General features: G+C 59.5%; 17 protein-coding genes, 1 tRNA gene and 3 pseudogenes. 5 read left to right on the forward strand and 16 right to left on the reverse strand.

Annotated elements, in window-relative coordinates:
• Positions 1-2: 2 nt before the first annotated feature.
• From gspG to AB4O25_RS08870, 4 genes and pseudogenes are all read right to left on the reverse strand, one after another.
• Complete coding sequence (gene gspG, locus AB4O25_RS08855; protein ID WP_017528230.1) at positions 3-428, reverse strand: type II secretion system major pseudopilin GspG; 426 nt, start codon at positions 426-428, stop codon at positions 3-5.
• 20 nt (positions 429-448) lie between these two features.
• A pseudogene (gspF, locus tag AB4O25_RS08860) lies at positions 449-1650 on the reverse strand (type II secretion system inner membrane protein GspF).
• Positions 1647-3377, reverse strand: a complete 1731-nt coding sequence (gene gspE, locus AB4O25_RS08865; RefSeq protein ID WP_017528228.1) for a type II secretion system ATPase GspE — start codon at positions 3375-3377, stop codon at positions 1647-1649. The pseudogene gspF and the gene gspE overlap by 4 nt, the downstream one beginning before the upstream one ends.
• 93 nt (positions 3378-3470) lie before the next feature.
• Positions 3471-3698, reverse strand: coding sequence for a hypothetical protein (locus tag AB4O25_RS08870; RefSeq protein ID WP_017528227.1), 228 nt, complete (start codon positions 3696-3698; stop codon positions 3471-3473).
• Between the two features lie 486 nt (positions 3699-4184).
• Here AB4O25_RS08870 and AB4O25_RS08875 point away from each other — a divergent pair, with 486 nt between their 5' ends.
• On the forward strand, positions 4185-6923 hold the full coding sequence (locus AB4O25_RS08875; protein WP_068937398.1) for a beta-glucosidase: 2739 nt from the start codon (positions 4185-4187) through the stop codon (positions 6921-6923).
• 121 nt (positions 6924-7044) lie between these two features.
• Here the strand turns inward: AB4O25_RS08875 and AB4O25_RS08880 are convergent, their stop codons facing one another.
• The 3 genes from AB4O25_RS08880 to AB4O25_RS08890 form a co-directional block, all read right to left on the reverse strand.
• Positions 7045-7659 carry a TetR/AcrR family transcriptional regulator gene (locus tag AB4O25_RS08880; RefSeq protein ID WP_065877620.1) on the reverse strand — a complete coding sequence of 205 codons (615 nt, stop codon included), beginning with the start codon at positions 7657-7659 and terminating at the stop codon, positions 7045-7047.
• 191 nt (positions 7660-7850) lie between these two features.
• Positions 7851-10256 carry a TonB-dependent receptor gene (locus AB4O25_RS08885; RefSeq protein WP_267864589.1) on the reverse strand — a complete coding sequence of 802 codons (2406 nt, stop codon included), beginning with the start codon at positions 10254-10256 and terminating at the stop codon, positions 7851-7853.
• 636 nt (positions 10257-10892) lie between these two features.
• Positions 10893-11219 carry a DUF2388 domain-containing protein gene (locus AB4O25_RS08890; protein WP_026067284.1) on the reverse strand — a complete coding sequence of 109 codons (327 nt, stop codon included), beginning with the start codon at positions 11217-11219 and terminating at the stop codon, positions 10893-10895.
• A gap of 253 nt (positions 11220-11472) precedes the next feature.
• Here AB4O25_RS08890 and AB4O25_RS08895 point away from each other — a divergent pair, with 253 nt between their 5' ends.
• The 3 genes from AB4O25_RS08895 to AB4O25_RS08905 all read left to right on the forward strand — a co-directional run bounded on the left by AB4O25_RS08895 (position 11473) and on the right by AB4O25_RS08905 (position 12977).
• Positions 11473-12036, forward strand: a complete 564-nt coding sequence (locus tag AB4O25_RS08895; protein WP_068937397.1) for an acyltransferase — start codon at positions 11473-11475, stop codon at positions 12034-12036.
• A gap of 77 nt (positions 12037-12113) precedes the next feature.
• Positions 12114-12440, forward strand: a complete 327-nt coding sequence (locus tag AB4O25_RS08900) for a DUF2388 domain-containing protein (RefSeq protein ID WP_017528219.1) — start codon at positions 12114-12116, stop codon at positions 12438-12440.
• Between the two features lie 126 nt (positions 12441-12566).
• The gene (locus AB4O25_RS08905) at positions 12567-12977 is read left to right on the forward strand and encodes a VOC family protein (RefSeq protein ID WP_080598144.1); all 411 of its coding nucleotides are present in this window, start codon (positions 12567-12569) and stop codon (positions 12975-12977) included.
• 146 nt (positions 12978-13123) lie between these two features.
• On the opposite strand, the gene AB4O25_RS08910 is transcribed toward AB4O25_RS08905, so the two are convergent.
• The 4 genes and pseudogenes from AB4O25_RS08910 to AB4O25_RS08925 all read right to left on the reverse strand — a co-directional run bounded on the left by AB4O25_RS08910 (position 13124) and on the right by AB4O25_RS08925 (position 18447).
• Positions 13124-14080 (reverse strand): cyclase family protein, encoded by a 957-nt coding sequence (locus AB4O25_RS08910; protein WP_020379909.1) that lies wholly within the window; start codon positions 14078-14080, stop codon positions 13124-13126.
• Positions 14081-14232: 152 nt separating this feature from the next.
• Positions 14233-15666 carry a hypothetical protein gene (locus AB4O25_RS08915; protein WP_460150769.1) on the reverse strand — a complete coding sequence of 478 codons (1434 nt, stop codon included), beginning with the start codon at positions 15664-15666 and terminating at the stop codon, positions 14233-14235.
• A gap of 75 nt (positions 15667-15741) precedes the next feature.
• Positions 15742-16891, reverse strand: a pseudogene (locus AB4O25_RS08920) (iron-containing alcohol dehydrogenase).
• Positions 16892-17074: 183 nt separating this feature from the next.
• Positions 17075-18447, reverse strand: a pseudogene (locus AB4O25_RS08925) (sigma-54 interaction domain-containing protein).
• A gap of 743 nt (positions 18448-19190) precedes the next feature.
• On the opposite strand from AB4O25_RS08925, the gene AB4O25_RS08930 reads away from it, so the two are divergent.
• Entirely contained in the window at positions 19191-20687 is a 1497-nt protein-coding gene (locus AB4O25_RS08930; protein WP_068933790.1) for a trypsin-like serine peptidase, read from the forward strand.
• Between the two features lie 507 nt (positions 20688-21194).
• Here AB4O25_RS08930 and AB4O25_RS08935 read toward each other — a convergent pair.
• The 5 genes from AB4O25_RS08935 to ihfA all read right to left on the reverse strand — a co-directional run bounded on the left by AB4O25_RS08935 (position 21195) and on the right by ihfA (position 22713).
• The gene (locus AB4O25_RS08935; protein ID WP_460150770.1) at positions 21195-21446 is read right to left on the reverse strand and encodes an RES family NAD+ phosphorylase; all 252 of its coding nucleotides are present in this window, start codon (positions 21444-21446) and stop codon (positions 21195-21197) included.
• A complete protein-coding gene (locus tag AB4O25_RS08940; protein WP_460150771.1) occupies positions 21382-21612 on the reverse strand; it encodes a hypothetical protein in 231 nt (76 codons plus the stop codon). Before AB4O25_RS08940 ends, AB4O25_RS08935 begins: the two co-directional genes overlap by 65 nt.
• Before the next feature lie 294 nt (positions 21613-21906).
• Positions 21907-21983 (reverse strand) — tRNA-Pro (locus tag AB4O25_RS08945).
• Between the two features lie 90 nt (positions 21984-22073).
• Positions 22074-22430: a MerR family transcriptional regulator gene (locus tag AB4O25_RS08950; protein ID WP_003174972.1), complete on the reverse strand. Its 357-nt coding sequence runs from the start codon at positions 22428-22430 to the stop codon at positions 22074-22076.
• The gene (gene ihfA / locus AB4O25_RS08955) at positions 22411-22713 is read right to left on the reverse strand and encodes an integration host factor subunit alpha (RefSeq protein WP_002553164.1); all 303 of its coding nucleotides are present in this window, start codon (positions 22711-22713) and stop codon (positions 22411-22413) included. Before ihfA ends, AB4O25_RS08950 begins: the two co-directional genes overlap by 20 nt.
• Positions 22714-22715 lie beyond the last annotated feature (2 nt).

Below are 22715 nucleotides of genomic sequence, written 5' to 3' on the forward strand. Positions count from 1 at the left end.
GCTTATTCCCAGTTGCCCAGGTCGGCGCCGTAGCCTTCGCCACCGGGTTGGCCGTCCTGGCCGTAGAAAATCAGGTCGAACGCGCCGTGCTCACCGGGGAAGCGATAACCGAAGGCATGACCGAACGGGTCCTTGAGGTCCGACGGCTTGGCGTATGGCCCGGCCCAGCCGGCGCTGTTGCCGGGCTTGTCGACCAACTGTTGCAGGGTCTTGGGCGGCGAGCCGACGTCCAGCCCGTAGCTTTCGATCTTCATGCTCAGGCTGGCCAGTTGCGCCTTGCCCGCGCCGTACTTGCCCTTGTCCACATTGCCGCCGACCTGGCGCACAACGATGGTCGCGACGATGCCCAACAGGACGATCACCGCGAGCATTTCCAACAGGGTAAAACCGCCCTGGCGGCGGGCGGGTTTGAATCGGGTCTGACGCATCGGTTTGCTTCCTTGAGGGTTCATATATTGCTGGTCAGGCTCATCAGCGGCAGCATGATCGCCAGCATGATCACCGCCACCAGCACCGCCATGACCACGGTCAGGGACGGCACCAGCGCGGCGAGCAGGCGGTCGATGCCGCGCTTGGCTCGACGTCGAACACCTCGGCGACTTTGAGCAGCATGCTGTCCAGTTCACCGGCCTGTTCGCCGACTTCAATCATTTGCAGGGCCAGGTCCGGCAGCAATGGCTCGCTGCCGAAGGCGGCGGCCAGGGTGCCGCCGCCCTTGACCGCTTCGGCGGCCTGCGCGACTTGCGCTTGCAGGGCGCGGTTGGTGCAAACCTGTCTCGCGATGACCAACGCCTGCAGCAGGGCCACGCCGTTGCTGAGCAAGGTGCCCAGGGTGCGCGCCAACCGCGCGGCTTCGACCCGTTGCAACAGCGGGCCGATCACGCGAAGGCCCAGCACACGTCGATCATGGCGTTCACGCCGCTGGGGATCACGCAGCCGCGCGGCGAGGCTCCAGACGGTCACGATCAACCCGGCCAACACCGCCAGGCCATAAGCGCCGAGGAACTGGCCGAGCCCCAGGATCACTTCGGTGATCAGCGGGATCGGCACCCCCAGGTCCTTGAAGATCGGCACGAACTGCGGCACCACATACGCCAGCAACAGCGCCAGCGAGCCGAGCACGCCCACGACCAGGAACGCCGGGTAGATCAGAGCGTTGATCACTTCGCCTCGGAGCAACTGGCTGCGTTCCAGGTAGTCGCTGAGTTGGCGCAGCGTGTTTTCCAGCGCGCCGCCGGCCTCACCGGCACGCACCATGCTCTGGTACAGCGGCGAGAACTGGCTGCCCTCTTCTTCCAGAGCCTTGGACAAGGGCTGGCCCGCCTTGACCTGTTCGCGGATACGCTCGATCAACGCACGGGTCTGCGGCGGGCCGGGCTGTTTGAGCAGGATGCCGAGGGAGCGTTCCAGCGGTTGGCCGGCCCCCAGCAGGGTCGCCAGTTGCTGGGTGAAGCTGACCAGCGCCGCGCCGGTCAATTGGCCTCGCCCAAACGCCTTGCGCAGCCCTTGGGCGCCGGCCGCATCGATGTGCAGTAACAACAACCCGCGCTTGTGCAGCGCGGCGACGGCGGCGTCCTGGTCCTTGGCCTCCAGGGAGCCGTTTTGCGGCTGGCCCTGGCTGTCGAGGGCGCGGTACTTGAACAGACTCATGCGCCCTCACCACGGGTGACGCGCAGCACTTCTTCGAGCGAGGTAACGCCGGCCACCGCCTGGCGCAGGCCCTCTTCATGCAAGGTGCGCAGGCCACCGCGACGCGCGGCCTGTTCGAGGGTGGCGGCGTCGGCCTGGCGCATCAGCAGGCTACGCAGTTCGTCATTCATCACCAGCAATTCGGTGATCGCACTGCGCCCGTGATAGCCGCCGCCCGGCGCATCCGCGCGGGGGCGGTAGAGCAGGATCGGGCGCTGGTCGGTAAAGCGATCCAGGCCGTGTTCGGCGATCAATGGCGGCGGTGCTTCAAAGGCCTCTCGGGTGGCCGGGTCGAGGCGTCGCACCAGGCGCTGGGCGAGGATACCGTTGACTGTCGAGGCGATCAGGTAGCTTTCCACGCCCATGTCCAGCAGGCGCGTGATACTCGCCGCCGCGCTGTTGGTGTGCAGGGTCGAGAGCACCAGGTGCCCGGTCAAGGAAGACTGGATAGCGATGCGGCAGGTTTCCAGGTCGCGGATTTCACCGATCATGATCACGTCCGGGTCCTGGCGCACGATGGAACGCAGCGCCCCGGCAAAGTCCAGGCCGATGGCCGGCTTGACCTGGATCTGGTTGATGCCTTCGAGCTGGTATTCCACCGGGTCTTCGACGGTGATGATCTTGCGCTCGGCGGTGTTGAGGCGCGACAGCGCGGTGTACAGCGTGGTGGTCTTGCCCGAGCCGGTGGGGCCGGTGACCAGCAGGATGCCGTGGGGGCGTTCGAGCACTTCAAGGAAGGTTTCGAGGCGCCGGCCATCGAAACCCAGGCTCTGGAAATCGAACTGCACGGTTTGGCGGTCAAGCAGGCGCATCACCACCGATTCGCCAAAACTGGTCGGTACCGTGGACACGCGCAAGTCCAGCTCCTTGCCCTGGATGCGCAGCATGATGCGCCCGTCCTGGGGCAGGCGCCGCTCGGCGATGTCCAGGCGCGCCATGATCTTTACCCGTGAAATCACCGCCGCCGACGAACTGGATGGCGGCGCCTCGGCCTCGTGCAGCACGCCGTCGATGCGGTAGCGCACCTTGAGCTGGTTTTCGAAGGGTTCGATATGAATGTCCGAGGCACGATGTTCCACGGCGCGCTGCAGGATCAGGTTGACCAGGCGGATCACCGGCGCTTCGGAGGCCATGTCCTTGAGGTGTTCGATGTCTTCCAGCGCACCGCCCTGCTCGTCGAGGTTTTCGATCAGGGTGCCCATGGCCGAACGGCCCTGGCCGTAGTAACGCTCGATCAGGGTTTCGACTTCGTTGCGCGGACCCACCGCCAGCCACACCGGCACGCCGCAGGCATAGGCCATGGCCTGGAACGGATAGACCAGCGCAGGGTTGGCCGCCAGCACGCGCAGGCCACCGTGGCTCCAGCCCACCGGCACCACTTGATAGTGGCGCATGAAACGCTCGGTCAAGGCCGGCAATGGGTCCAGCAAGGGCGGCGCGGCTTCCGCCAACAACAGCGGCGCGCCGAGCAGATCGGCCCAGGCGCGAGCCAGCTCCACTTCGGAGACCAGCCCCAGGCGCGTCAACAGGCCGAGCAATTGGCTGTCGCCAGACTCCTGGGACAAGCGCCGGGCGCGCTCCAGGTCAACGGTTTTCAAGCCGGCGTGTCGCATCAGCCACGCGCAGACCTGTTCGGTGTGCGGGATGTGCAGTTGGCAGGCATCGATGGGGGTTGAGGAGCTGGGCATGGGTGACTGTCTGAGGGGCTATGTTCTAAGGACGGTGGAAAACCCTGTGGGAGGGGGCTTGCTCCCTCCCACTTTTTGATCGCGTTTTCCCCGTTAGTTGGAGGTCTTCGGCGCGGCCTCGCTGCTGCCAGTCAACGGCCGCCCACCCTTGGTGGTTTCAGCCTTCTGTTTTTTCGCGGCCTTGGCATCCTGGGCCTGGGTCAGCACGGTGGAATCGGTGGCGCCGGACTTGGCGTCAGCGTCGGTGGCTTCAGCCGCCATGGCCGCGCTACTCAATGCAACGCCCAGCACAAAACCGGCACCCAACAGGGACATCTTCATGAACATTCTCCAGACAAAAAACAACGGACCGCTCAAGTAGCGCCCTGAATGCGTTCAAGACCCTACACCAAAGCGTTGTGTATGACAGCTTGTATAAAACATGGCCTTTTAGAACTACCGGACGGAGCCACTAGTTTGACATGCCGCCCTTTAATTTCTTAAACCAATCGACTGGTAGGTTTAGACTAAGTTCAAAATCGTAATGAAATATTTCTTATTTCTCGCAAAAATTAGCTTTCATTTGACTTACCGTCGCAATAATTGCCCTAATTATGCCGCTTTAGCGGTTCAAACTGCCATCTCGTGATGTCGCCAAGACATTACCCACAAGAACAATCAATACAATTATTAAACTTTTATAACTGAAAAATCCGCCAAGTAATTGCAATTAGCCATCGGTTAAACATTGCGATCAAGGTGAACTATTGCCCACGAAAAAGTGACGCGTGACGTCGCATTTTTCAACGAAGAGTTGTCGGAGTACCCATGAGTAAACGCAAGATGATCGGTGCACAGTCGGCATTCGCCCTGCTGGCCCTGGCCGTGTCCCACGTGCAGGCAGCCACCAGCCCTGCGCTGGATGAAGGCCGGGTGAACCGTGCGGAAAAAGCCGCGGATAACACCCTGGCGAAGATGACGATGGAAGAAAAACTCGCCTACATCGGCGGCACCGGCGGTTGGGACGTCAAGCCGCTGAGCCGGTACGGCATCCCGCAGATCCACGGCGCCGATGGCGGCGTCGGCGTGCGCTACACCAGCGAAGGCAATGCCCAGGGCGTGGTGTACCCGTCCGGCCCGAACCTGGCGGCCAGCTGGAACCCGCGCCGCGCCATTGACCTGGGTCGCGCCCTGGGCTATGACACCGCCAGCGGCGGGTATCAGTTCGTCACCGGCCCCGGCATGAACCTGTACCGCATGCCGTACAGCGGCCGTGCGTTCGAGTACTTGTCCGGTGAAGACCCGTTTCTCGGCGCCAGCCTGGGGCCGGCGGTGATCAATGGCATCCAGTCGCGCGGGGTGTGGGCCAACGCCAAGCACTACGCGGCCAACGACCAGGAAAGCAACCGCTTCCACCTCGATGAAAGCATCAGCGAGCGGGTGCTGCGCGAGATGACCCTGCCATCGTTCGAGTCCGCCTCGAAGAACAGCAAAGTCGCCATGATGATGTGCGCCTTCCAGAAGGTGAATGGCGAGTTCGCCTGCGAAAACGCGCACCTGATCCACGACATCCTGAAGACCGAGTGGGGTTACCCAGGCTTCGTACAGAGCGACTACAACGCAGTGGTCAACGGCTTGCCGGCGGCGCAGGCCGGCACCGACCTGGACATGATGGGCTACCAGATGAACAGCACGGTGCTCAAGCCGTACCTGGACAGCGGCGAGCTGAGCAGCGCGACTCTCGATGACAAGGTGCGCCGCATCCTCAAGCAGATCTACCTGTACGCGTTCGACAGCAAGGCGCCGCTGACCCGCCACAACATGAACAGCGCCACCAGCAACCGCGTGGCCCTGAACGCGGCGCGCGAAGGCATTGTGCTGCTGAAGAACCAGAACAACCTGTTACCGCTGGACGCCAAGCAGGTCAAGACCATCGCGGTGGTCGGCAACCTGGCCAAGTACGCCCCACCGACCGGTTTCGGCAGCGCGAACGTGATGGCGGCCAATTACATCAGCGAGCTGAGCGGCCTGCGGCAATTGGCGCCGGGGGCCAAGGTCGAGTTTATCGACGGGTTGTCCCTGGACCCGGCCAGCTCCAGCTGGACCCATGCCGACAGCAATGGCAACCGTGTCAAAGGCTTGAAGACTGAGTTCTTCAGCAACAGCAACTGGTCCGGTGACCCGGCCGCCAGCCGCACCGACAACCATGTCGACCTGGACTGGTCCACCGATAGCCTGCCGGTGAACGGTGACACCGCCGCCACCTCGATCCGCTACAGCGGCCAAATCACCCCGACCGTCAGCGGCGAGCAGGTGTTCAAGGTACGCGCCGACGGTGCCGTGCGCCTCTACGTCAACGGCCAGAAAGTCCTCGACAACGGCGACGGCAAACCACTGCCCAACAACAGCATTCCGCCGACCATCCCGGTGTTCGCCAAGGTCAATCTGCAAGCCGGCCAACCGGTCGATATCAAGCTGGACTATTCGCGCCGCAACGGCTACCTCTCGACCATGGGCGGCCTGGTGGGCGTGCAGATGAGCTGGGCGTCGCTGGTTGCGCCACAGGACCTGGCCAAGTACGACGCCGTGCTGGTGGCCGCAGGCAACAGCAATGAGTACGAAGGTGAAGGCTTCGACCACGGATTCGACCTGCCGGAATTCCAGGGCCAATTGATCCAGAGCATCGCCAGGGTCAACCCCCACACCATCGTCACCCTGCACGGCGGCACCGGGCTGAAGATGAGCGACTGGATCGACCAGGTGCCGGCCGCGCTGCATGCGTTCTACCCAGGGCAGAACGGCGGCCAGGCGTTGGCGGAGATCCTGCTGGGCAAGGTCAACCCATCGGCCAAGTTGCCGATCAGCATTGAGCGCAACATCGAAGACAACCCGACCTACGCGACCTTCCCGACATTCGACAATCAGGAAACCCTGGCCACGATGAGCTACAAGAACGACCTGTTCCTGGGCTATCGCGGTTACGAGAAAAAAGGCATCAAGCCGCTCTACCCGTTCGGCTACGGCCTGTCGTACACCACCTTCGGCTACAGCAACATCAGTGTGACCCCAGGGGTCGCGGTGGCGGGCGCGCCGATCAAGGTGTCGTTCGACCTGACCAACACCGGCAAGGTGGCGGGCGCCGAAGTCGCCGAGCTGTACGTGGGCCAGAACGCGCCGAAAGTCGAGCGCGCGCTCAAGGAACTCAAAGGCTACAAGAAGGTGTTCCTGAAACCTGGCGAGAGCAAGCGCGTGACGATCGAGCTCAACGATCGCTCACTGGCCTACTACGACGTCAAGCGCAAGCAATGGGTGGTGGACGCCGACAGCTTCACTCTGTCGGTGGGCGCCTCGTCCCAGGACATTCGCCTGAACGCCAGGCTGGTCAACCCGTTCCGCCAGGAACTGTCGACCACCACCAGCAACCCATTGCCGCGCTCGGCCCTCAATTCGACCCTGCGTGAGTCCACGGTCAAGACCGGCGGCGTACTGCATCAGGATGAAAGTGACAGCGGCACCGGTGACGGTGATGGTTACGACAGCAGCCAAGGCAGCGCTGCCGGTAACTGATGCTGGCGCGGTCTAGGGTGGAGGGGGTTTGCTTCCGATGAGGGTGGGTCAGTCACAGGTGTATCAGTTGACCCGCCGCCATCGGGGGCAAGCCCCCTCCCACATTTGAATGGTGTTCGGCTCAGGTTCTGATTGCCGCTTCGACCCGCGCAAGGTAGGTATCGAAGCGCGCCACCAGGTCCACCTGTTCCGCAAAGCGCAGCCATTGGATCTGCAGGCCATCCATCATGGCCAGGATTTCTTCCACCAGCCCGGCGATGTCGACATCGCCGCGCACCTCTCCGGCCGCGACCAGTTCGGCGAACTGACCCTGCAGGCGCTGGTGAATCGCCGCGTAGCGCACCTGGAACCAACTCCACGCCGGGTGGGTATCCAACAGACTCTCCGCATTCAAAATACTGAATGCCCGCACCACGCCCGGCGCCGTGGCATTGGAACGATTGATCGCCCGCAGGCTGCCGAGCAAACCGTTGAGGGATTTCTCTGCGCGCACTTCATCGGCAATCCGTTGATTGACCTCATCGCGCCGCTGCAACACGCCCATCAACAGCGAGATTTTGCTGGGAAAATGATGCAGCAACCCGGCCACGGAAATGCCGACTATCCCGGCCACCTGGGCCATTGAAGCGCCGCCGTAGCCCTCCAGGGAAAACACCTGCAAGGCCGCGTCCAGCAGCTCTTCGCGGCGTTTTTCACCTTTGGGCGCGCGGCGGGTCTTGGGGGGCAGATCGCTCATGAGAAAGTCCTTGATGGCTGGGTTGCACCCTATCCAAATTGACGGGGGCCGCAAATAAAGCTCAGCCTTGCGCGATAGGGGACGCTGCCTTGCGATGCAGGCGTACGCCGCACGCCCCTATGTGCTGGCGGTGAAGTGCGCCTAGGCACTTTGCCGCTCGATCACCCGCTGATTTGGCCTGTGTACATCGGTCAGAAGTCGACCGTGGCCGACAGCAGATAGGTGCGCGGCGTCGACAAGGTCAGCCCCGGCTCGCTGTCATCCGACGCGCCCGCCGAACTCCAGTAGCGTTTATCGGCGACGTTCTCCACATTCGCGCGCAAGGTGATGTGTTTGTCGTCCACGTTGAAGGCATAGCGCGCGCCGACGTCGATGCGGTTCCAGGCATCGATTTGCTTGACGTTGGATTGGTCCAGGTACTGCGAACTGGAGTGGATGCCGCGGCTGGTCAGGGTCAGGCCTTCGAAGGTCGGCACGTCCCATTCGGCACCCAGGTTGACGTTGTACTTGGGCGTGGCCGGGGCGCGGTTGCCGTCGAAGGTGCCGTTGGTGGTGCCCTTGAGCTTGCTGTCGATATACATCACACCGCCGAGCAAGCGCATGCCCTTGAGCGGTTCGCCGAACACGCTCAGCTCCGCACCGGTGTTCTGGCGCTTGCCGTTGGGGCCGAACAGCTGCGTGGTGGCGTTGGTTTCGTAAGCCGGCTGCTTGATGCGAAACACCGCGGCGGTTACGGCGAAGGCGCCGGCGTCGTACTTGGCGCCCACTTCCATCTGGCGGCTGATAAACGGCGGGAAGATCTGGTCTTCGTTTTTCGACGTGGACGGTGCGATTTTGCCCTGGCTCAACCCCTCCATGTAGTTGGCATACAGCGACAGCGCGTCGGTGGCTTTGAACAGAAGCCCGCCCGACGGAGAGACCTTTTCTTCGTCGTAGTTGGTGTCGCCCTTGATGCCATCGCTCCAGTCGTCGACGGCCACGCGCTGCCAGCGCGCGCCGAGGGTGAGCAACAGGCGGTCATCGAAAAAGCCCAGGGTGTCGGACAGTGCCACGCCGCTGAATTTGTTCTCGGTGTACACCTTCGCGTCCCGGCGCGTGATCGTAGACGGCGTCGGGGTTTGCACCGGGTTGTACAGATTGCTCGTCGAATTGGTATAGCGTGCGCCGCCGTTGGTGAAGTCCATGTAGAAGTAGCTGGCCGCCAGGTTGACCTCATGGCTCACCGGCCCGGTGTGGAACCAGTTGCGCACGCCGGCGGTGGCGGTCTGCACGTTTTCATCGCGGGTGAAATCCCGGGGCTGCACGCTGAACGCGCCGGCCGCATTGGCCACCGACACGGCGTGGCGCAGGAACTCATGGTTACTTTTGCGCGCGCCGACACCGCCATAGAGCATCACCGAATCGCTGAGGTCATATTCGGCATTCACCGTGCCGAAGGTGTCCTTGGTGCGTGCCTTGCTCCAGGATTGCGCGTAATTGCGGCGCACATCGTTGGCGCTGGGTACCGGTGCGGCGGCGGCCACTTGTACACGCTCCTGCGGGGCATCGGTGTCACGCTCGGTGCGGCCGATGTCGGTGGAAAGGCGCAGGCGTTCGCCGCGAAAATCCAGGCCCAGCACGGCCATCTCGCGGTCGACACTCTGGTGGTCCCATTCGGTATCGCCGGACTGCTTCACGCCGTTGAAACGCAGGCCGAACTTATTGTCTTCGCCAAAGCGTCGGCCGACGTCCACCGCGCCGCCCGCCTGGCTGTCGGAAGCCCAGGTGCCGGTGAACGAGGTGATGTCCTTGTCGGTGGCGCGCTTGGGCACCACGTTGATGCCGCCGCCCACGCTGCCGCGCGGCGAGATGCCGTTGATCAACTGGGTGGGCCCTTTGAAGATATCGACGCGATCGGCCATTTCCATGTCGATGGTGTAGGTCGGCAGTACGCCATAGAGGCCGTTGTACGACACATCACTGTTGAACAGGCTGAAGCCTCGAATGGTGAACTGCTCATAGCGCCCACCGGCCGGGTTGGTGGCGCGCACCGACGGGTCGCTGGCGATCAGGTCGCCGAGGGTACGTGCCTGCTGGTTTTTTACCGCGTCCGCCGTGTAGGTGGTCATGCTGAACGGCGTTTCCATGAAGTCTCGCGTGCCCAGCAAACCTTGCGAGCCACGGCGCGCCACTTGGCCACCGGCATAGGTATCGCCATCGTACAGGCCGGTGGTGCCGAGGATGGCGGTAGGCGCCAGTTCCAGGCTGCTGCCCTGCGGCGCCGGCACCAGCGTGTAGGCTTGCGCGCCCATGGGTTGCAGTTGCAGGCCGGAGCCTTGCAGCAGGCGCGCGAAGCCCTCCTCCACGCCGTATTCGCCGGTCAGACCGCTGCTGCTGCGCCCGCTGACCAGCGCCGGGTCCACCGACAGGTTGACCCCCGACAGCCCGGCAAACCGGGTCAACGCCGCGCTCAGGCTGCCGGCCGGCACCTGGTAGCTGCGCCGGGCGGCGCTGTCTTCGGCAAAACTGAAAGGGACGAACAGTGGGCTGGCGCTGAGGCTCAGCATCAGGCTCAGTTTGAGCAACGGGCGCAAGCGCAGGGGGAGGACGGCGGGCATGGGAGGAAACTCTCGATTTTATTCACTTGCCTGGAATGACAGGCGAGGTGAAAAAAAGGGACAGGCTTCGACGATTATTTTTCAACCCACTGGGGTTTCCAGGCCGACGTTGACCCGGTCCAGCGCCAGCAGGGTCTTGAACCACTTCACGTTGGGGCACTGGGCAAACAACGCAGTCGCACTGCTGCACCTGGGGTACACAGAAGCGACGGGGGTGAGAAAAACTTACCGAAAACAACCTCGATTCAGAGACCAATGACCACCGCGGAGGAAGAAGGTCAGTTGGTGCGCTTCGGCTTTGCATTGGCCTGCTTGAATACCGCATTGGTGGCCCTGGCGGGGTGGGTGTCGCTGGGCGCGCAGTGACGCGCTGCGCCAGGCCAATGTCGACTTTGCCGGCGGCCACGCTTGCGAGCGCGAGGGAAATAAATGAAAACGGGCGCTCTTTACAGGGCGCCCGTTTGCTCAAAGCCGCGTGCGGCAGACGTCGCGAATCAGTGAGATTTTTTTGAAACCGACGCCCCGGCCTTACTCAACCCTTTGGCGTTGTGATCCCCCGGTGTGGACGCAGAGATGGCACCCGCCTTGGCCACGCCGCGCGTGTCTTTGGAAGGCGTTTTCAATCGCGGCGCAGCGTCAGAAGGACAAAGCTATCGCCTGGGCAAGTTGTGCATCCGACATCAGCGGTGGGGAATAGGTGGAACGATAGTGCCGCGAAGCCTGCTCGAACTGTGCCCCACGAATTTCACCATCAGAGCCAATGAACGCCAGCGCATCGGTCTTGGCTGATTTGAAGACCGTTGGCGGCTCGGTCGTGAGGGAGGTGAGGCCTCCAATCACCAGGGTTGGCAAGAACGTCGTGATCATAAACCCCGCAGCGACAGGGTTGACGTTTTCGCCGGACACCGCCGGCGTGTTGATCAACACCATTGCGGATATGGCCAGGATCTTCCATGAGTCCATTCTTCGAGGCTTCCGTTGCTATCAGAGGAGCGCCACCATAGCAGAGTAGGTGTCGCTAGAAACAACAATCACGGCGCCGGGCGCGCTGCTGAAAGGCCGGTCTGTCTGCACTCTTCTTAAAGTCTCCAAAGACTGATAGGTCGCCGGCACACGAGATATTCGCGCGTGCAACCACACACATCGACCTGCTCGCGCTCAGCATTTTCATCCTGTATAAAGTGGCAATTTTTAACTTCGCCGAGGAGAAAACAACATGGCATTTCTGACAGAGGCTCAGTTAAAGGAAATGGGTTTCAAGCATCTCGGCAAGAATGTAAAGATCAGCGATAAAGCCTCTCTCTACAACTGCGACAGAATTTCAATTGGCGATAACACTCGAATCGACGACTTTTGCATGATCTCGGGGACAGTAACACTTGGGCGTAACGTTCACATTGCCGTGTTCAGCAACGTCGCCGGCGGCGAGCCAGGTGTGACGATGGAAGACTTTTCTGGACTGGCTTATGGCTGCCAAGTGTTTGCTCAGTCAGATGACTATTCAGGAAAGACACTGACCAATCCAACCGTTCCCAACGAGTACAAGGCCGAAACCAAGAGCGCCATTTATATTGGTCGGCACGTCATTATTGGCACCCACTCCATCGTACTTCCCGGTGTAAACCTGGCTGAGGGTTGCTCTGTTGGGGCTATGTCAATGGTCACAAAGTCGACCGAGGAATGGGGAATCTACTTTGGGGTCCCGGCCAAGCGTATAAAAAACAGGAGCCGTCAGCTTCTTGATCTTGAAGCCAAGTATCTTGCCTCGGAAATCCAATAGGCAGGCGCTCACTTTAGTTTATTGGTCATGCCCGTTAATCTCGTGGCGCCCTCTGACCGCAATGGATGCATCGAAGAATGGGTTTATGGAAGACGTTGACAGCCGTTATCACGCTATCGATCAGCGCTGACGCTATGGCGTGGTACGTCGAGAATCCGGTCGAGAGAGCGTTGTCCGCTACCACCCTGGTCCCCACTATGATCCTCGGCGGGACGACAGCGTTTACCGTTTATGGCCCATCAATGATGAAGAAAGCGAAGAGCGATGCGCTCGCATTTGTAGGCTCTGATGGTGAGATCCGCGGCGCTCAGTTTGAGCAGGCGTCTCACTACTATCGCGCCACCTACCCATCGCCACTGATGTCTGACATGCAACTGGCCCAGGTAATCGCAGCGCAGTACTGAGTGGGGCTTTCACGCCTGCGATTGCCTGGCCGAGACTCGCTCTCGCAGTTCCACACAACACCGGCTATACGTGGCAGCCCACAAAATGACACGATAACGCCTCGTCTTTGTCAGCAGGAATACAGGATGTTCAGTCATATCACCGTAGGGACAAACGATCTCGATAGGGCCGCTACCTTCTATGAAGCGGTACTGACTCCCCTGGGCCTTCGCCGTCGGGTTGTAAGCCCTGATGGAGGGCCACCTTCCGCATGCTGGGTTAACCCCGACCATCCCCTGCCTCGCTTCTATGTTTACTGCCCCTACAATCTTAAAAAGGCCGCCGCGGGAAATGGCAGCATGGTGGCTTTTGCCGCGCCACATCCGGAGGCAGTCGATGCGGCCTATACCGCTGGCCTTCGCGCTGGAGGTATTGATGAGGGCAAGCCAGGACCGCGCCCACATTATGGAAACGGATATTATGGCGCCTACCTGCGCGACCCGGATGGCAATAAAGTGCACATCGTGCATCGTGGCGATGTGCACTTGCCCGTGTAGGCAACGCTCCAACGGGAGTTGTTTGAAGCACACCGATCACGGGCTGTTATTTGCCTGCGGCCAGGGTTATAACGTGTCGGGCAAGTACCTTTATATCAGCGCTTCAATCATGTTGAGGCAGGATTAAACTGCCCCAGCACAAATGACTATTTGATCACAACCGGATTAACCGGCGACCCGGTCGCGCGGTGCACTTTGAGCGGTGCAGCCACATAAAGAAAAGTATACTGCCCATCTTTAGCGCAACTTTCAGCCAGCGTTTCCAAGTTGCAGATTTCCGTAAAGGCGATACCGAGATTACGCATCAAAGCGCAGTGCAGAGGCAGCGCCACGCCTGATACGGGGTCTATCGTCACTTCATTGGCGATGGTATCGGTGACAAGGTTTGGAATTTCCTTATCATAAAACCATTGAACAAGTTCCTGCGAATACGTAAGGCCTGGTTCGCAGAAACCGTCATAAAACGCTTCGCCCTGCTCATAGAACGCTTGAAGAAAGTTGGTTCTGATAATCAGGATATCGTGAGGCTCGATTGAATGGCCCTGAGCCTCTGCGCACGCCTCAAGATCCCTATGAGTGAACGTCTCACCTTTATCCAGCATGCGCTTACCGCGATGCCGTGCCATATCCAGTAATACTCCGCGCCCGACGACTCCTCGTTCGCCGATAGGCGCGACACTGGCCTTGTCGAGGCCGCCCACTGTTGTTCGCGCGTCGTACCCGTTCCATATTTTTCCGCCGTACCAAAGGTGGCCAAGCGCATCATATTGCGTGGATCCTTGCAGGAACGCGTCGATCTTGTCATCCGCGTAGTGCAAGCCGCCCGGATAACAAGGGCCATGATCATTGTCCCAACTCGACTCATCAAGAACCATCGTACGTTCTGCCGGGGTACGGCCTGGCCACACTGGATCGCCAGCAGGATCGCCGATCATCCGTTGTAAGGTAAATACGCTTCCGGTCTTAATGTGCGCAACCCCGCGCATGACTTCCTGCGCAGTCAGGTAATTCAGAGAGCCAACTTCATCTTCCGCGCCCCATCTGCCCCAATTAGAAGGAGCATCGCCCAATAGTTCTTCCATAGTAGGAACTGAAGTCGTCATAGTTTTTCCTTTTTAGTTGCAGTGGTTATTAAGCGCACACCCGTGCGCCTTGCTTCCCCTATCAATCAGAGCACACAAAAACCCAATAAAGCGCTCGCTTAATGACGACACGTCTTTAAATGGATGTTCATGTCAGTGAGCGGCTACGCCTATCATTCAACTATAGGTTCTTCTAATCCCCGCTTAACAGCCGTGGCCGACTCAGCATCTTTAACAGGCGCAGCCTTCAGGTCCTTGGTAAATATCCCATCCACCTCTCCCTTGAAGAAATTTTTGCCATAGATCAGCAAGCACAACACAACGCCAATCCCGAATGCCCAGCTCGCGCCTTTGATCGCCAGTACCGCGCCGATCACGCCGGCGATACCCAGGTCGCGCTGGCTTTTGGCTTCAAGAATGCCCAGGCGCACGCTCACGTAACCCTGGATCAGTAACGTCAGCGACAGGGCAACGCCGAGAATCGGCTGTACCAATGTCACGACCGGCAACAGCAGCAGACCGCTGTTGGTGCCCCAGCGGAACGACCCGACGCCGCCGATGATTGACTGCATCGCTTTCGGCCCACCTTTGAAACGCTCGATTACCACCACCAGCATCGCCGCCCATTTCGGGCCGCACATGGCGACGTCCGGGCCGAAGATGCTCATGAACGCGTTACGCGCACCGAAGATCAGGTGGGCGCGGTCGGCGTTGTAGTCGACGACTTCGTCAGTGCGGACGGTTTCTGCTTCGTCGAGAAGCGACTTCGCGCTGAGGACGTCACCGAAAACGATGATGTACGCCGCAAGCATGGTCGGCAGCGCGGAGATGAACATCGACAGTGGCGGCATGCCCAGGCCGAATACCGTGTAGTTGTTCCATAGGCCGGCGAAATCCGGTTGGCTGATGCCCCACTGGAGGGTTGGCCATGGCGCTTCCCCGAACAACGGGGCAAGCACTACGGCCAACAGCACGATCGGCAAGATGCCGAGCTTGGCGAAGTTCCACCAGAAACGGTTGCGTTGCTTGAGCTCATTGAAGTGCTGGGAAAAGATCAAATAGAAGGCGATGCCGACCGCAATGGAAATGGTCCAGGGCAGCACATTGAACTTACCGCCGACCTGGAACACTGCGATCACTGCACTCAAGCCGGCGCCGACGATAATCCCGGACTTGATCGCCGAGGGCACGTATTCCACCACCTTTTTCGCCATTCCGGTCGCGCCCAGGGCGATTGAAAAAATCCCCAGCATCAACTGAAAGGCAATCAACGCGTGGACACGCTCCGGGCCCACTGGAAACTGCGCACAGTACGCCATCAACAACGGCACTGCCGGGGTGATCCAGCCCGGCACGGTCGGGTCGCCGAGCAGATGGTGTGCGAGATACAGCAGGCCGTTGAGCATCACGACGGCAAGCGCGACCTCGAAGGGCATGCCGAGCAGTTCGGTCATCAGCGGAATCGCAGCCAGGTCCACGGCGCACATCAGCAAGCCCTGGAGATAATCTGGAAGCTCGATCTTGTAGTGGATAAACGGCAGCCGGACCTTGAAAGGGCCCAGCGGGATGTACGGGCTTTCGCTCCGTTGCGCAGGAGTGTCAGACATTCGGTTCACCTGTTTTATTGGTTTTGTAATGGCGGGCGCACGCTCCGGCGGCACCGGAATCGTGGCTTTTTCGGATCAATACGCAGCGCGGTAGATCTTCTCGATATCGGCGGCGCTGAGCTTGCGCGGGTTGTTGCGCATCAGGCGGTCGATCTTGCTGGCCTCTTGCGCCATCGCCGGGATGGCATCCTCGGGCACGTTGAAAGTGCGCAGGCCGGACGGGATGTCAACGGCGGCACATAGATCAGCCATGGCTTTGACAGCCTGGTCTGCCGCCTCGTTGTCGTTCAGGTTCGCCACGCGCACGCCCATGGCTTCGGCGATGTCGCGAAAACGCTCGACGCAGGCGGTCTTGTTCCACTCCATCACGTACGGCAGCAGCAAGGCGTTACTGACACCATGGGCAATGTTGAATCTCCCGCCCAGCGGGTATGCCAGCGCATGCACCGCCCCTACCCCGGCATTGCCGAACGCCATGCCGGCCATCAGGCTGGCGGTGGCCATGTCTTCCCGAGCCCGCAGGTTGGTTGGATTGGCATAAGCCTTCGGCAGCGCCTTGGTGATCAGCTTGATCGCGCCCAGGGCGATGGCATCGGTGATGGGCGAAGCGTTCACCGAAATATACGACTCGACCGCATGCACCAGCGCATCGACACCACTGGCTGCCGTCACACCGCGGGGACAGGTCAATGTCATCGCCGGACTGACCAAGGCCACGTCGGGCAGCAGGTAGTCGCTGACGATGCCTTTCTTCAACTGCGCTTGCTTGTCGGAAAAAATGGCGACGTTGGTCACTTCCGAGCCTCGTCCCGGCGGTCGTCGGGATGGCAATCAACACAGGGCCTTTGCGTTTCACCAGGTCGACACCGAACAGTTCGCTCAGCGGACCTGCATGCCCGGCATACGCCGCGACGCCCTTGGCGATATCGATGGCACTGCCGCCACCCACCGCAATCAATCCGTCGTGGCCACCCTCGCGATAAGCGCGGGTGCACGCCTCGACGATGGCCACTTCAGGTTCCGGTTCGACCTGATCGAAAATGCCGTAACGGCGATCGCCGAGTTGCGCCAGGGCCAGGCCAACGGTGCCGGAGTTCACTAGGATGACGTCTGTGACGATCAGCGGATTCTTGACCTCAAGGCGCGTCAGTTCCGCGCAAAGCTGTTCGACAGCACCAGGTCCGGTAATCAACTTATTAGCGATTTTGAAAGCAGAGATATTCATCGGGCTCGTCCAGTTGATGTTGTTTTATTGGAAGACGTGCCACAGGAGATAGCGAAAGGCGTGCCAATACCCGCAAAGCCCCTGCGGCATGGGGCTCTGCGCGACTCGCACGAAAACAGGAGGGCTTTTTTGGGTCAGTGCCGATTAGTTTTCTGATCGATTTATCCGAAGCCGATCAGAATCCTAATCAGACTGTTCCCAGCGTTTCATTTTCTGCACCACGGTAGCTTGGCTCACCCCCAGTGCCTTGGCCGCAAGGCGCGTGGTCTTGTGCGCAAGCAACGCGGCACGAATCGCACTGCGCTCGGCATTTTCCAACACCTTGCGCAGCGGCAAGCCTGCGTCCGAGGTGCTGGGTGGATTGAGGTCGAGGATCTCTTCCGGCATATCGAGCGGCTCGACAGTCCCGGTCTGATTGGTCACCACCAACCGCTCGACAAGGTTGATCAACTCGCGGATGTTGCCGGGCCAGTCGTAGTCGCACATCAAGTCTAGGGCCTCGAGACTCCATTGGACTTGGCGTTCGTAACGAGCATTGAACCGGTCGAGGTAGTAATGCAGCAGCGGCGCGATTTCCTCCCGACGTTCACGCAGTGCCGGAATGTGGATCGGCACCACGTTGAGCCGGTAATACAAGTCCGCCCGAAAACGCCCCTGCGCCACCTGCTGTTTGAGGTCATGGTGGGTGGCGCTGATGATGCGTACATCGACCTCCTTCAGCTCCAGGCCCCAACAGGAATGAAGCGGTTCTCTTCGATCACCTTGAGCAACTTGACCTGCACCGGCAATGGCAAATCACCTATCTCGTCTAGAAACAATGTGCCGTGATGCGCCAGCTCCAGTAGGCCACGCTTGCCTTTTGGACCTGCGCCGGTGAACGCTCCGGGAGCGTAGCCAAACAGCTCGGCTTCGATCAGGTTCTCGGGCAGCGCACCGCAGTTGAGCGCGAGAAAGGGTTCGCTGGCACGCGGGCTGGCGTTGTGAATGAATTGCGCAACGAGGGTCTTGCCGACGCCGGTTTCACCTTGGAGCAACACCTTGACCGAGCTGCTGGCAACCTGGCGGGCCAGCGAGAGAACGCGACCGGACATTTCCTGATTGGCCATCAGGGGAGAAAGCAGGAGGTTGTCTCGTTGGCCGGCATGAAGTTTGGCGGTGCTGTTGCGCAGTTGTTTAAGCTGTTGCAGTTCATCACGCTCATGCTTCATGCGCAGCAGTTCCGTCATGTCGCGCACGGTACTGACCACGTATGAAATCCGCCTTCCAGCGTCAAGAATCGGCGTGGCGCTAACGAGCAATTTCTTGCCCTGGCTCAGGCTCTGCATGACCGACACCGGCCGCCCGCCCTGCAATACCCGCAAGGTGGCCGATTGCGAGATGACACCCTCCTTCACCAGCTCCTGCATGGATCGGCCGACGAGATCCGCACCGCTGAGCCCGGTCAGACGTTCATAGGCTTGATTGACCTTCAGCGTCTTGCCGTCGCCATCCGTAATGTAGACGCCGTCATGTAAAGCGTTGAGCAGTTCTTCGAAACTGGTGTCGTTGAGATTCACCGGGGTCCGTTCCTTCGAGTGGGCGCTGCTTTCAGAAGAGTTTTTTGGGTGGGCCCGCTATTCGCTAACCTCTGGAGAGGCGTACGCTCACCGTGCACAGCTAGCTTTCAGTTTGACAGCAAGTAGCTAAGTAGACAGTGGACGAATGCGGTGCCAAATTCGGAGCCAACTACACTTACACGCAGCGCTACCAAGATCCAAGATATCCGTGGGTGTAATTGTGGGGGTATTTTTCAAGCATGAAAAAGCCCAACCGTTACCGATTGGGCTAAGTCATTGAATAATATGGTCGGGACGGAGTGATTCGAACACTCTACCCCTAGCACCCCATGGGTTTAAGAGCGGTTCGTCGGGCAACCTGGCGACACGTAAAAACGCAGACTAGTCTATATAAAACATAGGCTTAGGTGATTTTTTGATGTGTAGTGAAGAAGATCAACTTGCGCATCGCACACCTCCGATCGACAGACACAGATGCGAACTGAACGGCCACAGAAGGTGGGCGAAAAGCACATCTGCCATCAGCGTTTATACGACGGTGCTGCCAGGGGTTCCAGCGAACCAACATTGAGTTACAAAATTGGTGACGGGCGCTACAAATTCAGTGTGAGATCGCTCACACCTTCAACGTCAACCCGCCCCCAGCACCCGCGTCAAGGGTTACGCAATAGCCATGTACGTCTTCTACCTTGGCCTGATTGGGTAATTTCAGCCAATCAATGACTTCCTTGTCGAGGCCCCTTATGTCGCTTACTCACACCGCCTGCGTCTTCCTGTATTTCCTGTTGCTCGGCACTGTCTGGCCCAGCCACGCCAGAGACCTGGCCGAGGGACTTACGGAACAGTCACCTTCCGTGGCACTTGAAAATAAAAACCAACGGTACCCGCAATGGACCGGCATCGGCTCACTGAAAAACGCCTTAGGCCAGACCTGCAATGCCGTTCTGCTCGACACGCTCAATCGCCAGGGTAAGGCCGTCGGCCCGGCTTATGTGCTGACCGCCGGGCATTGTGTGTTCTACAGCTACGGTACGGCGCGCGTGCGCCAGGCATTCACCGCCGAGGTGACCTTCAATTACTTTCATGACACGCCCGAACAGCGCGCCACTTACGCCGTCAAGACAGCACATTGGAGCAGCATGGCGGGCACTGACCTGGCCGTGCTCGAACTGGATACATCTCTGGGCGTGCTGGTGGCCGGTGCGATCATGCCACTCAAGCTGGCCTCCCAGCGGCAGACGTCGAATCGAGAAGTGATCAACGTGGGAGCGCCGACCGGTTTTCTGAAAAAGGGCCTGCGCATGAGCGCCTGCGTGGAGTCGACCCTCAACAGTTTTGCCGAGCATCCTGGCGTGTTCCCCAGCGCCTTGCGCAACCGCTGCAACGGTCTGCGCCCAGGCAGCTCCGGCAGTCCGATGCTGGACCGGAACACCAATGAAATCACCAGCATCATCAGCAAGGTCGCGTCTGCCATTCAGAAAGACATTCTCAACAGTTGCCAGAACAACTCTGCATGCGAAGCCGCGAAATTCAACTACAGCTATCCCGCCAACGACTTGTACTACTGCTTTGTAGACGGTGTTTTCCGTAACGACACCCCGACCTGCCAGCTCAAGGCGGTTGACATCACGCTGGACGAGCCGTGGAACCTGAAACCCTATGTGCATTTACAACGTGACGACGCCGACCAGGTTACCCGTCCGACCTGGAACCTGAGGTTTTCGATCCAGGAACCGTTCTACCGATTCAAGGCCGTGAATGACGTCAGTGAGTGCGCACGCACGCAGGGCTACCAAGTGGCTGCCGCCTCTGACGAGGCCTATATCAACCAGCCCATTGGACCAGTGCTGGGGCCGCATGTGCTATGCATACTCGGGGTGCAAAAGGCCGAGCAGCCGCTGACCGAAGCGCTGCTGCGCAATGTGTTCACCCATTCGGTGTTCCTGACCAACCCGGCACCTGCACCACAGCTCAAGCACCGCTATCACATCGCCTGGGAAACCCAGCACAACGGTTTTAGCCAGCATTACTACTACAGCGTGAACGCGTCGATCAGCACCACCTGTGGCGATATTGACGACGATCGCTACGCCCTGGCCATGGACGGCATTTTCCTTGATATAGCAGAGCTGCCAATCGCGCTATGCAGCTATGCACGCAACAACGCTGGGCAACCGTCCGCCATTCGCACAGACGTGATCACAGGCGCAACGGTTCGCTCGCAGCGTCAGGCCAGGTGAGGCAGCGAGATGTTTTAAGCAAATGTTAATGACTCAAGTCAGCGCAATCGAGGGCAATGCCCGAAAGGCACGACTTGAGCGGGATCACTGGGCTCTCCCCGCCGAACCACAGCGGGGGCGACCCGGTTACCATTGGCCAGAGAGCCAACAGGTTGCCGCTTCAATCATGCTGAAGTGGTACCACGGCTGAGAATCCTGGCAACTGGTGGCGAACGACGCATGCACGCTTGAAGTCGCTAACAGGCAGGCTGCAGCAGTCGTATAAACGTACTTTTTTATAGTCATCTTCACTCCCCTTCCCATCATTAATACATTGGCTTGCGCTTCAAACTCTAATAGTGGGCTTGAGCGAGGATCAATTAGGGCAGGTGTGCTAATGGAGTATCGACATGCCCGGGACAACGCCTATCAACTTCACGCCAGCCATTTCAGGGGAGTGTCGTGCAGCACATGGGAATCATGCACGCTGCCTTGCCGCAGCAATATGTTCGCTGTGCCCAGCCGTCGTCAGCGCAGATAACACTTATCGAACCAGAACGGCTCTAGCATCTCGCTCAGGTGTGTCTGCGCCTGTGGATGAGCGGCATTGATCAGATAGTTAGTCGCGTGCGGCAGCAATGCAGACGGCACTGGCAGGAGGAACTCCACGCTCTCATTCAACCAACGGTTGCCGACCGACTGCGAAGTCGGTTCATTAGCCTGCCAGCCCACCGGCAACTCCGGCGATGCGCCCATCAACGCCCCTGGCGCCACATCCATGCGTCAGACGCACGACCCGCTCTGACTCGGCCTCGCTAAAGCGTGCATTGCTGCTCAACCGGCGTCGGATGGTGCTCTCCGGCGCCACCAGTGACAGCGACAGCTTCAGCTTGCTGGCGACGCGCTTGTAGCTGTGGGTGGAAATGCCCGCAACCACGATACGCAAGGCATCGGACTCCGATGCGAACTGAATATCCAACAAACGCGAAACGCGCCATTCGCCCGAACACGGACTCGTCAGAGACGTGGGACTGAACTGCCGTGCTCATAGACATGCCCACCATTTGATCAAATTTATACGTCAAATGGCGCCAGGTTTACAATGACCAGACAAGGTCACGGAGGCGCGAAAACCTCGGGCCCACAACAGCCCACGGTGCGGTAGGGGTTTTAGTAGGGGTTTTTTCGCAGACATGAAAAAGCCCAACCGGTGAAAATTGGGCTAAGTCATTGAATAATATGGTCGGGACGGAGTGATTCGAACACTCGACCCCTAGCACCCCATGCTAGTGCGCTACCGGACTGCGCTACGCCCCGACTAGGCGTGTTACTGGGTTTGCTTCGCAACGAAGCGATCAGGAATATACCGCAAGCTTTTGAAATGTGGAAGTATTTTAAAAGCCTGAATCACTTCTTCAAAACCACCAGCACATCTTCGAGTTCGGAGATCATCTGGCGAATCAGTTGCTTGTACTGGGTGGTGTCATCTTTGGCTTCATCGCCGGACATACGCTGGCGTGCGCCGCTGATGGTGAAACCCTGGTCGTACAGCAATGCACGGATCTGTCGGATCATCAGCACATCCTGGCGCTGATAATACCGACGGTTCCCGGTACGTTTGACGGGGTTGAGTTGAGGAAACTCCTGCTCCCAATAGCGCAGCACGTGCGGCTTTACCGCACATAGCTCGCTGACTTCACCGATGGTGAAGTAGCGTTTGCCTGGGATGACGGGTAGCTCGTCGTTATGACTTGGTTCCAGCATAAGCCTCAACTCGGGCCTTCAACTTCTGCCCTGGACGAAAGGTGACCACACGGCGGGCCGTGATCGGGATTTCTTCTCCCGTTTTTGGATTGCGGCCAGGCCGCTGGCGTTTGTCCCGCAGGTCAAAATTGCCGAAACCGGACAATTTGACCTGTTCGTTGTCTTCCAGAGCGTGTCTGATTTCTTCAAAAAACAGCTCGACCAATTCCTTGGCCTCGCGCTTGTTCAGACCCAACTCTTCGTACAGACGTTCCGCCATCTCAGCTTTCGTCAAAGCCCCCATAC

The sequence above is a fragment of the Pseudomonas sp. S3_A03 genome, assembly GCF_054668275.1.

Excerpts from the sequence above, each read along its gene's own strand:
- gspG (WP_017528230.1), bottom strand. The coding sequence starts at position 428 with ATGCGTCAGACCCGATTCAAACCCGCCCGCCGCCAGGGCGGTTTTACC.
- gspE (WP_017528228.1), bottom strand. The coding sequence starts at position 3,377 with ATGCCCAGCTCCTCAACCCCCATCGATGCCTGCCAACTGCACATCCCG.
- AB4O25_RS08870 (WP_017528227.1), bottom strand. The coding sequence starts at position 3,698 with ATGAAGATGTCCCTGTTGGGTGCCGGTTTTGTGCTGGGCGTTGCATTG.
- AB4O25_RS08875 (WP_068937398.1), top strand. The coding sequence starts at position 4,185 with ATGAGTAAACGCAAGATGATCGGTGCACAGTCGGCATTCGCCCTGCTG.
- AB4O25_RS08880 (WP_065877620.1), bottom strand. The coding sequence starts at position 7,659 with ATGAGCGATCTGCCCCCCAAGACCCGCCGCGCGCCCAAAGGTGAAAAA.
- AB4O25_RS08885 (WP_267864589.1), bottom strand. The coding sequence starts at position 10,256 with ATGCCCGCCGTCCTCCCCCTGCGCTTGCGCCCGTTGCTCAAACTGAGC.
- AB4O25_RS08890 (WP_026067284.1), bottom strand. The coding sequence starts at position 11,219 with ATGGACTCATGGAAGATCCTGGCCATATCCGCAATGGTGTTGATCAAC.
- AB4O25_RS08895 (WP_068937397.1), top strand. The coding sequence starts at position 11,473 with ATGGCATTTCTGACAGAGGCTCAGTTAAAGGAAATGGGTTTCAAGCAT.
- AB4O25_RS08900 (WP_017528219.1), top strand. The coding sequence starts at position 12,114 with ATGGGTTTATGGAAGACGTTGACAGCCGTTATCACGCTATCGATCAGC.
- AB4O25_RS08905 (WP_080598144.1), top strand. The coding sequence starts at position 12,567 with ATGTTCAGTCATATCACCGTAGGGACAAACGATCTCGATAGGGCCGCT.
- AB4O25_RS08910 (WP_020379909.1), bottom strand. The coding sequence starts at position 14,080 with ATGACGACTTCAGTTCCTACTATGGAAGAACTATTGGGCGATGCTCCT.
- AB4O25_RS08915 (WP_460150769.1), bottom strand. The coding sequence starts at position 15,666 with ATGTCTGACACTCCTGCGCAACGGAGCGAAAGCCCGTACATCCCGCTG.
- AB4O25_RS08930 (WP_068933790.1), top strand. The coding sequence starts at position 19,191 with ATGTCGCTTACTCACACCGCCTGCGTCTTCCTGTATTTCCTGTTGCTC.
- AB4O25_RS08935 (WP_460150770.1), bottom strand. The coding sequence starts at position 21,446 with ATGGATGTGGCGCCAGGGGCGTTGATGGGCGCATCGCCGGAGTTGCCG.
- AB4O25_RS08950 (WP_003174972.1), bottom strand. The coding sequence starts at position 22,430 with ATGCTGGAACCAAGTCATAACGACGAGCTACCCGTCATCCCAGGCAAA.
- ihfA (WP_002553164.1), bottom strand. The coding sequence starts at position 22,713 with ATGGGGGCTTTGACGAAAGCTGAGATGGCGGAACGTCTGTACGAAGAG.